Raw genomic sequence first — 14,136 nt, forward strand, 5'->3', positions numbered from 1 at the left:
TTAACACATCAGAACTTCAACGACCCCTGCATATACAGCGTGCGCGGCTGGCCTGCGTAGATGCCTTTGTTGTTGTCGTCATAAGAGCGGATGAAGTAGTCCTGGTCGAAGATGTTTTTCACACCGAACGCCAGGTTCAGATCTGCCATCTGCGGGCCAAAGTCATACGCCACGCGTGCGCCCCAGAGCATGAAGCCGGGAATGCGGCCGGTACTGCCGTCGGCGCTCTCTTTCACCGTATTGGCGTTATCCGCAAACTGGCTGGACTGGAAATCGCTGTTCAGATTGAACGTCCAGTTGCCCGGCTTGTAGTCCACGCCCAGCGTGCCTTTATGTTTCGGGGAGAATGGCACCTGATTGCCATAGGTGTCGCCTTTCTCGCGGATTTCCGCGTTCACATACGCATAGCTGGCGTAGACGGAAACGTTATCAAGCGTTGGCGTTAGCGTACCCAGGTCGTAACGTGCCTGCGTTTCCAGCCCGGTATGGCGCGTTTTGCCACGTGCAGTGACGGTGTCGTTGGTCTGGTTGGAGTCGTACTGATTGTTAAAGTTAATCAGGAACAGCCCCATTTCCGCCGTCAGCGCGCCGTCATCGTAGCGGGTACCGAGTTCCCAGGTTCGCGCTTTTTCCGGTTCCACATTGCCGCTTTGCACAGCCTTGCCAATCTGGCTGTACTGTACGGTGCCGAACGAGCCTTCAGTGTTTGCATAAAGATTCCAGCTATCAGTCAGGTGATAGAGCACGTTCAACGCCGGAAGCGGTGCGTTATAGCTCACCTCTTCGTGCGTGCCTTTGATGGCGTTGTTCTGGTATGACTCGATATGTTCGAAACGCATACCCGGCGTGATGGTCCAGTTGCCGATGTCGATTTTGTCATCCAGATACCAGGCGTGCGCCTCGGTGCCGGAACGCGTGTCGCGGTCGTAAGGGCTTGAGCCGGACGGCAACTGCCCGCTGCTGGTGGCGGTGTAGTAACGCATTTCATGCGTTGATTCATTCACATAGCGATAGCCCACGCCCACTTCGTGCGCGGAAGGGCCGATCATAAAGCTCTGGCTGTAGCGTGGCTCAATACCGCGCACCCAGTAGATACGCGGCGAGAGGGTGATGCGTTTGCCTTGCTCCAGGTAGCCGCTGCGCAGGGTTTGGGTGTAGAACCCCTGAATGTTGAATTTATGCTGGCTGTCCGGCTGGAACTGGTAGCCCAGGCTCGCCAGCTTGCGACGGCCCCAGAAGCGGTCATACGGGCGGGTGGATTGCCAGCGATCGGCGTCGTAATCCGCGCGGGACAGGCCGCCGGGCATGTCGGCTTCACCATCGTAATATTGCAGCAGGCTGTTGAAGGTGTGCACCTCATTCGGCGCATATTTGCTTTTCAGCATCAGGTCGTCGATGCGGGTGGCGCTGTGCTCGCGCCAGTCACTGCCGCGCGTGCCGGAGTAGAGCAGCGCGGTGCCAAAACCGTTGTCCGCTGTGCCGCCCACCATCAGGTTGTGCGTCTCTTTCGGGTTGTTTTGTGAAGAGGTTGGGCTGAGCTGACCTTCCACCCCCGCCTCGATACCAAAGTCCTGCGGAATGGCGCGGGTAACAAAGTTCACCACGCCGCCCACGCTCTGCGGTCCGTAACGCACCGCACCACCACCGCGCACCACGTCAATGGCATCCATGTTGCCGAGCGAAACGGGAGCCAGTGAAAGCTGCGGCTGACCGTAAGGGGCAAAGGGGACGGGGATGCCGTCCATCAGGACGGTCGAGCGGCTGGCGAGGCGTGGGTTCAGGCCCCGGATGCCAAAGTTCATCGCCAGGTCGTGGCTGCCGGTGCCGTTGTTTTCCGGCGCGCTGACGCCAGGGATGCGGTTAAGCACCTCACGCATGGTGGTTGCGCCGGTTTTGGCGAAATCCTCACGGCGGATCACGTCACGCGCGCCAGCATGTTCAAATACGTCGTTTTCACGCGCATCGCCCAGCCAGTCGCCGACCACGGTCAGGGCATCTTCTTTTGGCGCGGGCGCGGTCTCCAGCGTCCAGCTGTTATTTCTCAGCGGTTTTACCTGCAGTCCGCTGCCGTCCAGCAGTTGTTGCAGGCCGCTCTCGACGTCGTAATCTCCGTGCAGGCCGTTGCTCTGCTTGCCGCGCGTCAGGCTGGCGTCAACCGAGAGGGTAATTCCGCTGTGTGCGGCATACTGATTGAGCGCTTTGTCGAGCGATCCCGGTGCGATATCAACCTGTGCAGCAAAAGCGGAAAACGAGAGACCGGCCAGCGGCAGCAGGCTCAGGCGAATGGCGTTAACCAAAGGTGTTGTTTTACGAAAAACGCGTAACGGCGTCATACCTTCTCCATCATCATTTTTGTTGTGTTCAGCTATGAGTCGAACGAGAAGGGTAAAAAGGACAATCGAAATGAGAATTATTTTTCTTACAGCGGTGAAATGTTTATCCAGTACCGCGTAATAGACTGAATTTTAACGGGAAGCGTTTGAGCGATAACGTTCAGGATCGCATCGGTATTTTTCAGCGGGAACGTCCCGCTCAGGCGCAGCCCGGCAACGGCGGGATCGCAGCGCAGCACGCCGTTGCGGTAACGGCTTAGCGTGGCTATCACCTCACCCAGCGGTTTATCGCTGAAGCTCAGGATGCCCTTCGTCCAGCTTGTACTCTCGTCATCCAGCGGTTTCACTGCGCCAAACTCAGAGGCGCTGAACTGCAGGCTTTCACCAGCGTTCACGATGCGTTTTTGCGCGGGGGCACTGGCGAGAAGCACTTCCACGGCGTGCTGCTGCACGTCAAGCTGCGTGAAATTATCCTGCTGGCGGACGGTAAATTCTGTCCCTAAAGCGGTGAGTTGGCCCTGACGGGTCAGGACGCGGAAGGGGCGTTGCTGCGCATCTTTCGCGGTAGTAATGGCGATTTCACCGTACCAGAGCCGGACGGTGCGCTGATGCGCATCAAAACGCACATCCGCCGCGCTTTGGGTATTCAGCGTGAGCAGGGAGTCATCTTCCAGTTGCTGACGGCTGACTGCGCCTTTGGCGGTGCGGTAATCTGCCCGCAGACCTTCGCCGGTTTCCGACTGCCAGAGTTGCCAGCCTCCGCCAGCGCCGAGCAACAGCAGTAATCCTTTCATCACGTGACGGCGGGTGAGGCGGGTATCGTGCAGCGCCCGGCTGGCAACGTCGCCAGGCACACCGCCAAGCTGGTTGCGCAGGTTTTCAACCTGCTGCCAGGCCCACTGGTTATCCTGATCCTGTTCATACCACTGTTGCCAGCGCGCTTCCTGTTGTGGGCTGACGCGCTCGCCGCTTAGCACGGCATACCAGTGGGAAGCTGAACGCAGCGCCTGACGGCGGGAATCGGTTAACGAAGGATTCATAACCCATGCTCCAGACGAAACAGCAGGCAGTGCTCGACGGCTTTCGCCACGTATTTTTTCACGGAGCTGACGGAAACACCGAGTTTGTGCGCAATCTCGCTGTATGTCAGGCCATCCAGTTGCGAAAGCAGAAACGCTTCACGTGTTTTTCCGTTTAGCCCGTCCAGCATGCTGTCGACGAGTTGTAGGGTCTCGAGCTGGCTTTCGCGTTCCTCAGGTGAAGGCGCTACCCCCTCCGGCATAAGCGCCAGCATCTCCAGATACGCTTTTTCCAGCGCGTTTCGGCGAAACAGGTCCACCATCACGCGTTTGGCGATAGTGCACAGGAAAGAGCGAGGATCGCGGATCGTCGAGAGCGTTTCGCTGCTCATTACCCGCAAAAAAGTGTCCTGGGCAATGTCATCTGCATCAAAGGCAGACTGGAGTTTGCGCGTCAGCCAACTTTTCAACCAGCCGTGATGGGTGCCATAAAGCGACTCGAACGTTAAGGAAGCTGTGGAAGTGGCACGGTCAGACATGCGGAGTGCATCAAAAGTTAATTATCACGTAGCCATATTAATATGAGAATGGTTATCATTACAATTGGAAATAAAATTGTTTCCAATAAACATTTTTAACATGTTGTTTTTCTAAGTGTTATAAGGTAGGTATAAAATGGGATGGATCCTCTGCTTCTGGCATCTGTCGGTCAGAATGACATCATGATGTGGTCTGCTATTATTGACATCCTCCCCGCCCTTTAGGGCGGGGAGGATGTCAACTATGAGTGTTGCCTGAAATGTCGCCAGCCCCCGGTACAGCAGAAGTATCTCGGGCTTTCTGCGTTTGCTCCTGGTGGGTATGGCCCCCGCAAGCGGGGGTTATTGCTAACTGGGTAATGACTCAAAATTATTGATAGTGTTTTATGTTCAGATAATGCCCGATGACTTTGTCATGCAGCTCCACCGATTTTGTGAGCGACAGCGACTTCCGTCCCAGCCGTGCCAGGTGCTGCCTCAGATTCAGGTTATGCCGCTCAATTCGCTGCGTATATCGCTTGCTGATTACGTGCAGCTTTCCCTTCAGGCGGGATTCATACAGCGGCCAGCCATCCGTCATCCATATCACCACGTCAAAGGGTGACAGCAGGCTCATAAGACGCCCCAGCGTCGCCATAGTGCGTTCACCGAATACGTGCGCAAACCGTCTTCCGGAGCCTGTCATACGCGTAAAACAGCCAGCGCTGGCGCGATTTAGCCCCGACGTATCCCCACTGTTCGTCCATTTCCGCGCAGACGATGACGTCACTGCCCGGCTGTATGCGCGAGGTTACCGACTGCGGCCTGAGTTTTTTAAGTGACGTAAAATCGTGTTGAGGCCAACGCCCATAATGCGGGCGGTTGCCCGGCATCCAACGCCATTCATGGCCATATCAATGATTTTCTGGTGCGTACCGGGTTGAGAAGCGGTGTAAGTGAACTGCAGTTGCCATGTTTTACGGCAGTGAGAGCAGAGATAGCGCTGATGTCCGGCGGTGCTTTTGCCGTTACGCACCACCCCGTCAGTAGCTGAACAGGAGGGACAGCTGATAGAAACAGAAGCCACTGGAGCACCTCAAAAACACCATCATACACTAAATCATTAAGTTGGCAGCATCACCGATTTTTTAAACATATAAAATACCATCAATGAAGTGATTAAGAAGTTATAGAGTAACAGAGAATTAATAAGATTCTTTTCTCTGAGACGCCAGAATATTTGTTCTGGCGTCTGATTTTGAGTTTATTTGACTAATGAAAATAGATCATTGAGTGATTCGCTCATCGACGGATGAGTAAATATCTGATCGCGTAATATGCTATAAGGCAGCCCGGCATCCATCACCATTTTCACTATATTGATCATCTCGTGGGAGTCAATACACAGCAGTGATGCTCCTAATATACGTTGGGTTTTATTATCAACAATCGCTTTTAATACCCCACGGGTATCGTTCATCACTCTGGCGCGCGGAATTGCAGCTACAGGCAATGTCACCACCTGAATATCAGCACCACTCTCTCTGGCTTGTTCTTCTGTCATACCAACCCTGGACAGGGGCGGTGTCATAAATACGGAATAAGGCACATTTTTCCGATCATCAGTACTACGTTTGCCTTCACCCAGTAACTCATCACGTACAATGCGGTAATCATCCAGTGATATGTAAGTAAATTGCAGCCCGCCGGTAACATCTCCCATCGCCCAAATATTGTCTGCGGTGGTATGTAATCGCTTGTCAACGACAATTGCCCCGCGCTCGTTTACTGCGATACCGGCATTTTCTGGATGTAACGAAGCGGTAGCCGGTTGACGACCGGAAGCTATTAACAGTGCATCCACCGCCAGTTGGGCGTGCTCGCTATGCACTTGCACTTGATTTTCATGGTGACTGATTCGCTCCACATGGGCATTGAGGATAATATCGACGCCCTGATCGCGTAAAATCGTCGCGATATTATCAGCAATATCCCGATCTTCCCGAGGCAAAAACAGCGAAGCTGCCTCTAAAATGGTTACTTTGCTGCCAAAATTAGCGAACATAGAGGCGAACTCAACGCCAATATATCCGCCGCCCAAAATACCTAAATGCCCAGGCAATTCTTTTAGATTAAGTAATCCGGTGCTGTCATATACACCAGGCGTGGTGGTAATTCCAGGAATTGGCGGAACCACGGCTTGTGCACCGGTATTAATAAAAATTTTCTCGCCATGAATCTCCAAATTTCCCTCAGGCCGATGAACACGCAGGCTATGATTATTGATAAACTCCGCCTGGCCGTCGATCACGTCGATATTGGGCATATCCGCAAGATTATGAAAATTCTTATTACGTAAAAAATTAACCACTTCATTTTTACGCTGTATGGCACGGACAAAATCTGTGTGCTGCTGTGCGTCATGAACCAATGTTTTGGTTGGGATACAGCCGATATTAATACAGGTCCCGCCATACATTGCATTTGATTGTTCGATGAGAGCCACACGCCAACCTGCTTTTGCCAGCGTGACGGCTAATGTTTTTCCAGCCTTGCCAAAACCAATAATAACTGCCTGATATTTATTCATGATGATTTCCTGTCGAAACGCGTTCATTTGACATCATGACTATAGACGCAAAAGGTGATGCTGCCAACTTACTGATTTAGTGTATGATGGTGTTTTTGAGGTGCTCCAGTGGCTTCTGTTTGGCTTTGTTGAATAAATCGAACTTTTGCTGAGTTGAAGGATCAGATCACGCATCTTCCCGACAACGCAGACCGTTCCGTGGCAAAGCAAAAGTTCAAAATCACCAACTGGCCCACCTACAATAAAGCCCTCATCAACCGTGGCTCCATAACTTTCTGGCTGGATGATGAAGCTATTCAGGCCTGGTATGAGTCGGCAACGCCTTCATCACGGGGAAGACCTCAGCGCTATTCTGATCTCGCCATCACCACCGTTCTGGTCATTAAACGCGTGTTCAGGTTGACCCTGCGGGCTGCACAGGGTTTTATTGATTCCATTTTTACACTGATGAATGTTCCGTTGCGCTGCCCGGATTACACCAGTGTCAGCAAGCGCGCAAAGTCGGTTAATGTCAGTTTCAAAACGCCCACCCGGGGTGAAATCGCGCATCTGGTGATTGATTCCACCGGGCTGAAGGTCTTTGGTGAAGGCGAATGGAAAGTCAAAAAACATGGCCAGGAACGCCGCCGTATCTGGCGAAAGTTGCATCTGGCAGTTGACAGCAACACACATGAAATCATCTGTGCAGACCTGTCGCTGAACAATGTGACGGACTCAGAAGCCTTCCCGGGTCTTATCCGGCAGACTCACAGAAAAATCAGGGCAGCATCGGCAGACGGCGCTTACGACACCCGGCTCTGTCACGATGAACTGCGGCGTAAGAAAATCAGCGCGCTTATCCCGCCCCGAAAAGGCGCGGGTTACTGGCCCGGTGAATATGCAGACCGTAACCGTGCTGTTGCGAATCAGCGGCTGACCGGGAGTAATGCGCGGTGGAAATGGACAACAGATTATAACCGTCGCTCGATAGCGGAAACGGCGATGTACCGGGTAAAACAGCTGTTCGGAGGTTCACTGACACTGCGTGACTACGATGGTCAGGTTGCAGAGGCTATGGCCCTGGTACGAGCGCTGAACAAAATGACGAAAGCAGGTATGCCTGAAAGCGTGCGTATTGCCTGAAAACACAACCCGCTACGGGGGAGACTTACCCGAAATCTGATTTATTCAACAAAGCCGGGGAGAGCATGAAAATGATGGATATGAGCGGTCACGATCAGGCCGCAATGTCCCATGAAATGATGCAAAACGGCAATTCTGCTGCCCATCAGGACATGGCTGAAATGCATAAAAAAATGATGAAATCCAAACCTGAGAACACCCAAGAAACTGCTAAGCCATTTTCCGAAATGAACGAGCATGAGAAAGCCGCTGTTGTGCATGAGAAGGCGAATAATGGTCTATCTTCCGTTATTCATCAGCAGCAGGCTGAAAAGCATCGCAGCCAGATCACCCAGAATTAACCCGCAGCTCCACTTGTCAGACCCTCATTTGACGCCGAAGTCACTGGCTTACGCTCCCGTCCGGGAGCGTTTTTTTCCCATATATCAAACTTTAACTCTGAAGAGGTGGAAGTATCTGACCAACACTGTCACGTAACGCCAGATAACTACAAAAACACCTCAGGTGAACGTAAGCGTTAAGTGAGCGCCGTATTGACGGCTATTTATTGGTGAGATCTACGTTCCATGGCAGCAGTTCGGCCACTTTGTTGATGGGCCACTCCGGCAATACGCTCAGGATATGGCGAAGGTAACCCTCTGGATCGATACCGTTCAGCCTGCACGTTCCGATCAGACCATACAGCAGGGCACCACGTTCACCACCATGATCACTGCCGAAGAAGATGTAGTTTTTCTTGCCCAGACAGACCGCTCGTAGCGCGCGCTCAGCAGCGTTATTATCCGGCTCTGCCAGACCATCATCGCAGTAGTAACACAGGGCATCCCACTGGTTCAGTGCATAAGCGAACGCCTCGCCTAACCGGGATTTTTTCGACAGAGTGGCACTTTTCTCCACCAACCAGTCATGCAGGGATATCAGCAACGGTTAACTTCGGGACCGTCTGGCGGCCAGCCGCTGAGATGCCGGAAGGCCGCGTATTTCCTCTTCTATCGCGTATAACTCACTGATGCGCTTCAGAGCCTCCTCTGCTGTGGCCGTCCGGGTGCTGATATAGACGTCATGGATTTTGCGCCGCGCATGAGCCCAGCATGCCGCTTCTGTCAACGGGCCACCTTCACGCTCTGCGCTGAACAACCTGTCGTACCCTGCGAAGGCATCTGCCTGCAGCACGCCATGATAGTGCCGAAGATGTTGCTGAGGGTGTTTCCCCTGTCGGTCCGGTGAGAAGGCGAACCATGCCGCTGGCGGATCTGATGAACCCGCGCTTCTGTTATCACGGACATATGTCCAGATACGCCCGGTTTTCGTCTTCTTTCTGCCCGGCGCCAGCACGGGCACCGGAGTGTCATCCGTATGCAGTTTGCGGCAGTCCATCACGTAGTGGTAGAGGGCTTCATCCAGCGGGGCCATTAACCGGCAGCACGCATCCACCCAGTTGGAGAGCAGCGCACGACTCAGATCCACACCCTGACGGGCAAAGATTTCGCACTGGCGATACAGCGGCAGGTGTTCACAGTATTTGGCCGTTAACACGCGGGCCAGCAGACCCGGCCCGGCGATGCCCCGGTCGATAGGACGTGAGGGCGCTGGCGCTTCAACGACGCAGTCGCATCGGGTACAGGCCTTTTTCACCCTGACCGTGCGGATCACTTTCAGGGCGCTGGAGACCAGCTCCAGTTGCTCCGCGCTGACTTCGCTGAGATAGGCCATATCACTACCGCAACCAGGACAGCTGGTTTCAGCTGGCTCCAGTCTGTTTATTTCGCGGGGAAGATGTTCCGGTAACGGGCGACGATGACGGGACTGGCGCAACTGACGCGGAACCTGCTGATCATTGTCCCGGCCGTTGTAACGATCGCTTTGCTGCTCCTGCTGTTTCAGCAGGGCTTCGGCTTCTTCGACCTGCCGGCGTAGCTTTTCTGAACGGGTACCGAACAGCATTCGGCGCAGTTTTTCTATCTGAGCCCGCAGATGTTCTATTTCACGCTCTTCGTTCTCTATTTTCTCTTCTGCGCGGGCCAGCGCTGAACGCAGGAACGACTCAGTCTCAGCAACGAGACTGAGCTGGCTGTCTTTCTGGCGAAGCGCGTCTTCCAGCGCAGCGATACGGGCGAGATAGTCCTGACTCATGACCCCATTTATAATGCGGTCATGCGCTTTTTACAACATCGTCAGTGAGTTAAGGCGTGCAGTTTTAGGTTTCCGCCAGTCCAGCTTATCGAGGAGCATGGCGAGTTGTGAGCGGGTGATGGCGATTTTGCCGTCGCGTACAGCAGGCCAGACGAACTGTCCCTCTTCCAGACGTTTGGTAAACAGACACAGACCGTCAGCATCAGCCCAGAGGATCCTCACGGTGTCACCTTTACGACCACGGAAGATAAACAGGTGGCCGGAGAACGGATTGTCATCAAGAACATGCTGGACCAGTTCGCCCAGACCATTGAAGGACTTACGCATATCGGTGACCCCGGCAACCAGCCAGATACGAGTGCCTGACGGTAAGGGTATCATCGGCTCCTCCCGCTCAGCTCGCGGATCAGCGTTTTCAGAAGTGCAGGTGATAAATCCCCGGACAGACGCAGGCTGGCACCGCCGACAGTCACCTCGCATGTCATGGCCTCGCGGCAGGCTGGAGCGGCGGGTTCATAGTGCGGCTCAGCATGGTGTGACAGGACCATATCAGGCAGGACAACGGGGATAACAGAGTCTTGCTCTCTGATTGACCGTTGTATTTCATCGGGCAGAAGATGTCTGTAACGCTGGCGCCAGGTAAACAGCAGATTGTCATTAATTCCATTATCCCGCGCCAACCGGGCAACACAGGCTCCAGGCTGATATGAAGTGGTTTACTGAATTTGGCCACCTGAACAGAGGTGATATGCTCACCTCAGAACAACACAGGTGTCATAATGAAAAAAAGAAATTTCAGCGCAGAGTTTAAACGCGAATCCGCTCAACTGGTCGTTGACCAGAACTACACCGTGGCAGATGCAGCCAGCGCTATGGATGTCGGCCTTTCCACAATGACGCGATGGGTGAAACAATTACGTGATGAACGGCAGGGCAAAACACCAAAAGCCTCCCCCATTACCCCGGAACAAATTGAAATCCGTGAGCTCAGGAAAAAGCTACAACGTATTGAAATGGAAAATGAAATATTAAAAAAGGCTACCGCGCTCTTGATGTCAGACTCCCTGAACAGTTCTCGATAATCGGGAAACTCAGGGCGCGTTATCCTGTGGCCACTCTCTGCCATGTGTTCGGGGTTCATCGCAGCAGCTACAAATACTGGAAAAACCGTCCTGAAAAGCCAGACGGCAGACGGGCTGTATTACGCAGTCAGGTACTTGAACTGCATGGCATCAGCCACGGCTCTGCCGGAGCAAGAAGCATCGCCACAATGGCAACCCAGAGAGGTTACCAGATGGGGCGCTGGCTTGCTGGCAGACTCATGAAAGAGCTGGGGCTGGTCAGTTGCCAGCAGCCGACTCACCGGTATAAGCGTGGCGGTCATGAGCACGTTGCTATCCCGAATCATCTTGAGCGACAGTTCGCCGTAACGGAACCAAATCAGGTGTGGTGCGGTGATGTGACCTATATCTGGACGGGTAAGCGCTGGGCGTACCTCGCCGTTGTTCTCGACCTGTTCGCAAGAAAACCAGTGGGCTGGGCCATGTCGTTCTCGCCGGACAGCAGGCTCACCATGAAAGCACTGGAAATGGCATGGGAAACCCGTGGTAAGCCCGTCGGGGTGATGTTCCACAGCGATAGTAATAATGCCGATGTCAGTCTTTACCACCACTTAGTTTGCCGTTTAACCAGATTGGTGTGATTACTGATGCAGTGAAGACCTTCCCGCATCCTGACTCACACAGCGATCGACCTTTTGTGTCCTGCCCTGGACCCGTCGGTTGCCGGAAGCGCCTTCATGCGAGGCATCTCCTCACCGATGCGCGTGACTCAAGAAGGGCCTGACGGCTTGTCTCGTTACTGTCCTGTCCAGGTTATCTGTCTGGAGATTCAACTCTGTTTCCTCACAGGAGCTCTGTCATGGTTGATAAAGTTACCGAAGCTGCCGTTGTGGGTGGCGTGGATACACATAAAGATTTGCACGTTGCCGCTGTCGTAGATCAGAACAATAAAGTCCTTGGGACTCAGTATTTCTCCACAACACGACAAGGTTACCGGCAGATGCTGGCATGGATGACCTCGTTTGGGACATTAAAGTGAATTGGTGTTGAGTGCACAGGTACCTATGGTTCCGGTTTGCTTCGTTATTTTCAGAACGCCGGGTTAGAAGTTCTTGAGGTGACTGCTCCAGACCGGATGGAGCGACGCAAACGGGGTAAAAGTGACACAATTGATGCTGAATGTGCCGCTCATGCAGCATTCTCAGGCATCAGGACAGTTACTCCCAAAACGCGTGATGGCATGATTGAGTCCCTGCGGGTATTAAAAACTTGCCGAAAAACAGCAATATCAGCCCGCAGAGTCGCTCTCCAGATTATCCATTCAAATATTATCTCTGCCCCGGATGAATTACGTGAACAGCTCAGAAATATGACGCGCATGCAGCTCATCAGGACCCTGGGTTCCTGGAGACCTGATGCCAGTGAATACCGCAATGTAACCAACGTTTATCGCATTTCATTAAAGTCCCTTGCCCGACGCTATCTCGAGTTACATGACGAAATCGCTGATCTGGATGTCATGATTGCGGCAATTGTCGACGAGTTGGCACCTGAGCTGATTAAACGTAATGCTATCGGATACGAAAGCGCTTCACAGTTGCTGATCACTGCCGGAGACAATCCTCAACGGTTAAGATCAGAATCAGGATTTGCGGCACTGTGTGGTGTCAGCCCGGTCCCCGTTTCTTCTGGAAAAACGAACCGTTACCGACTTAATCGTGGTGGAGATCGTGCTGCAAATAGTGCACTTCACATCATCGCCATCGGACGCTTACGAACTGACGCAAAAACAAAGGAATATGTCGCCAGGCGTGTAGCCGAAGGACATACAAAAATGGAAGCGATACGCTGTCTAAAGCGATATATCTCCCGCGAAGTTTACACGTTACTGCGCAATCAAAACAGGCGGATCAACAGTATCCCGATAACAGCTTGACTCTTAGAAGGGCGTCCAGGGCAGCCAGTACGGCAGTGACGACTGGCAGCGCTTCTACCGGGCCAATAACCTGGCGCCGAGCATGAGCCGGCGTGGCAACTGCTGGGATAATGCGGTGGCCGAATCGTTCTTCAGTTCGCTGAAAAAAGAACGGATCAGAAAACGCATATATAAAACCAGGGATCTGGCCCGGGCGGATCTTCGATTACATTGAAGTCTTCTATAACCGGTCCCGGCGCCACAGCCACCTCGGCGGCGTCAGTCCGGAGGCCTTCGAACAGGCCTCGTCGTGAGGACAGGATTTGTCTACAGGCGTGGGGTCAGTCCAAACTATAGGGCAGGATCGTCTACCGGGGCGGGGTCAGTCCATCAACGGCTCGGAAGTGTCTAGATTATCCGTGGCTATTCACCGGGGCAAACAGGCCGATCAGGAACGACATAAGAAAGTTCTGTATTACCGACAGGTCAAGAAACTGAGCATAAGAGAAACTGCTGAAGCCACCAGTTACAGTACATCTCAGGTCTGCAGGGTTCAGGCCCTGTTCAGGCCTGAAAATTAAGCACATTTTCTGAGGCTGGAAATCAACTCATGCTGACAGCCTGAGCCTGTTGGCATGGTAAGCAATGTGCTCACCAATAAAGCTGGAAATGAAATAATAGCTGTGGTCGTATCCAGTATGATATCGGAACGACGCATTGAGGTTCATCTCATTGCATACTCTCTCAAGGATTTTGGTGCGCAGTTGCTCTTCATAAAAGGCGTCACTCAGCCCCTGATCAATGAAGATTTCTGGTAATTTTTCACCCTGTAAAATGAGGCTGACTGGATCGTAGGCTTCCCACGTTTTTCTGTTTTCACCCAGGTAAGCGCTAAATGCCTGTTGCCCCCATGGCACCTGAGAAGGCGATACTATCGGGGAAAATGCTGATACGCTCACATATTCACCAGGATTTCGCAGAGCCAGCACCAGAGCACCCAGCCCTCCCATAGAATGACCGGATATAGATTTTCTTGCCGTTGCAGGAAAATGATTCATGACGACATCCGGAAGCTCTCTGAGAATATAGTCATACATCCTGTAATGAACATTCCACGGCTGTTCCGTCGCGTTCAGATAAAAACCGGCCCCCTGGCCAAGATCGTAACTGTCGGCATCCGGGACATTATTACCCCGGGGACTGGTATCCGGGACAACAACGATGACGTTATGCCGGGCTGCATAATGCTGCATACCTGATTTGGTGATGAAATTCTGCTCAGTACAGGTCAGGCCCGACAACCAGTATAGTACCGGCAGTTTTTCTGTTACTGCTTTGGGAGGAAGATACACACCGAAATTCATTTCACAATTAAGGGATTGTGAATAATGCCGGTACACGTTTTGCCAGCCGCCAGAGCTGGCATGCTGCTCAATGAGTTCCAT

8 protein-coding genes and 8 pseudogenes are annotated in these 14,136 nt (G+C 52.9%); 6 read left to right on the forward strand and 10 right to left on the reverse strand.

Annotated elements, in window-relative coordinates; all coding sequences use genetic code 11:
• Window positions 1–8 precede the first annotated feature (8 nt).
• The 6 genes and pseudogenes from fecA to rclA all read right to left on the reverse strand — a co-directional run bounded on the left by fecA (window position 9) and on the right by rclA (window position 6,460).
• Entirely contained in the window at window positions 9–2,333 is a 2,325-nt protein-coding gene (gene fecA / locus RHN82_RS13225) for a TonB-dependent Fe(3+) dicitrate receptor FecA (RefSeq protein WP_022652364.1), read from the reverse strand.
• A gap of 86 nt (window positions 2,334–2,419) precedes the next feature.
• Window positions 2,420–3,373: a ferric citrate uptake sigma factor regulator FecR gene (gene fecR / locus RHN82_RS13230; RefSeq protein ID WP_023304425.1), complete on the reverse strand. Its 954-nt coding sequence runs from the start codon at window positions 3,371–3,373 to the stop codon at window positions 2,420–2,422.
• Window positions 3,370–3,891, reverse strand: a complete 522-nt coding sequence (gene fecI / locus RHN82_RS13235) for an RNA polymerase sigma factor FecI (RefSeq protein ID WP_016151347.1) — start codon at window positions 3,889–3,891, stop codon at window positions 3,370–3,372. The genes fecR and fecI overlap by 4 nt, the downstream gene beginning before the upstream one ends.
• A gap of 370 nt (window positions 3,892–4,261) precedes the next feature.
• Window positions 4,262–4,763: pseudogene (locus RHN82_RS24560) on the reverse strand (IS1 family transposase).
• A complete protein-coding gene (locus tag RHN82_RS13250) occupies window positions 4,682–4,957 on the reverse strand; it encodes an IS1-like element transposase (protein WP_000179213.1) in 276 nt (91 codons plus the stop codon). The pseudogene RHN82_RS24560 and the gene RHN82_RS13250 overlap by 82 nt, the downstream one beginning before the upstream one ends.
• Window positions 4,958–5,134: 177 nt before the next feature.
• The gene (gene rclA / locus RHN82_RS13255) at window positions 5,135–6,460 is read right to left on the reverse strand and encodes a reactive chlorine resistance oxidoreductase RclA (protein WP_007896426.1); all 1,326 of its coding nucleotides are present in this window, start codon (window positions 6,458–6,460) and stop codon (window positions 5,135–5,137) included.
• 153 nt (window positions 6,461–6,613) lie between these two features.
• Here rclA and RHN82_RS13260 point away from each other — a divergent pair, with 153 nt between their 5' ends.
• Both RHN82_RS13260 and RHN82_RS13265 read left to right on the forward strand, forming a co-directional pair.
• Window positions 6,614–7,582 (forward strand): IS5-like element IS903B family transposase, encoded by a 969-nt coding sequence (locus RHN82_RS13260; RefSeq protein ID WP_022649395.1) that lies wholly within the window; start codon window positions 6,614–6,616, stop codon window positions 7,580–7,582.
• A gap of 56 nt (window positions 7,583–7,638) precedes the next feature.
• Window positions 7,639–7,923: pseudogene (locus RHN82_RS13265) on the forward strand (copper-binding protein); the annotation flags it as partial.
• Between the two features lie 199 nt (window positions 7,924–8,122).
• Here RHN82_RS13265 and tnpC read toward each other — a convergent pair.
• From tnpC to RHN82_RS24565, 3 genes and pseudogenes are all read right to left on the reverse strand, one after another.
• Window positions 8,123–9,715 (reverse strand): annotated as a pseudogene (gene tnpC, locus RHN82_RS13270) (IS66 family transposase).
• A gap of 30 nt (window positions 9,716–9,745) precedes the next feature.
• Window positions 9,746–10,096, reverse strand: coding sequence for an IS66 family insertion sequence element accessory protein TnpB (tnpB, locus tag RHN82_RS13275; RefSeq protein ID WP_016151369.1), 351 nt, complete (start codon window positions 10,094–10,096; stop codon window positions 9,746–9,748).
• Window positions 10,093–10,413: pseudogene (locus tag RHN82_RS24565) on the reverse strand (IS66 family insertion sequence element accessory protein TnpB); the annotation flags it as partial. The gene tnpB and the pseudogene RHN82_RS24565, both read right to left, overlap by 4 nt.
• A gap of 81 nt (window positions 10,414–10,494) precedes the next feature.
• On the opposite strand from RHN82_RS24565, the pseudogene RHN82_RS13280 reads away from it, so the two are divergent.
• The 4 pseudogenes from RHN82_RS13280 to RHN82_RS13295 form a co-directional block, all read left to right on the forward strand.
• Window positions 10,495–11,363: pseudogene (locus RHN82_RS13280) on the forward strand (IS3 family transposase); the annotation flags it as partial.
• Window positions 11,364–11,635: 272 nt separating this feature from the next.
• Window positions 11,636–12,712 (forward strand): annotated as a pseudogene (locus tag RHN82_RS13285) (IS110 family transposase).
• A gap of 16 nt (window positions 12,713–12,728) precedes the next feature.
• A pseudogene (locus RHN82_RS13290) lies at window positions 12,729–13,005 on the forward strand (IS3 family transposase); the annotation flags it as partial.
• A gap of 114 nt (window positions 13,006–13,119) precedes the next feature.
• Window positions 13,120–13,272 (forward strand): annotated as a pseudogene (locus RHN82_RS13295) (resolvase); the annotation flags it as partial.
• 27 nt (window positions 13,273–13,299) lie between these two features.
• On the opposite strand, the gene fghA reads toward RHN82_RS13295, so the two are convergent.
• Complete coding sequence (gene fghA, locus RHN82_RS13300; protein WP_012561110.1) at window positions 13,300–14,136, reverse strand: S-formylglutathione hydrolase; 837 nt, start codon at window positions 14,134–14,136, stop codon at window positions 13,300–13,302.

The organism is Enterobacter cloacae complex sp. EB5, assembly GCF_031432835.1.
GTDB lineage: Bacteria > Pseudomonadota > Gammaproteobacteria > Enterobacterales > Enterobacteriaceae > Enterobacter > Enterobacter hormaechei_C.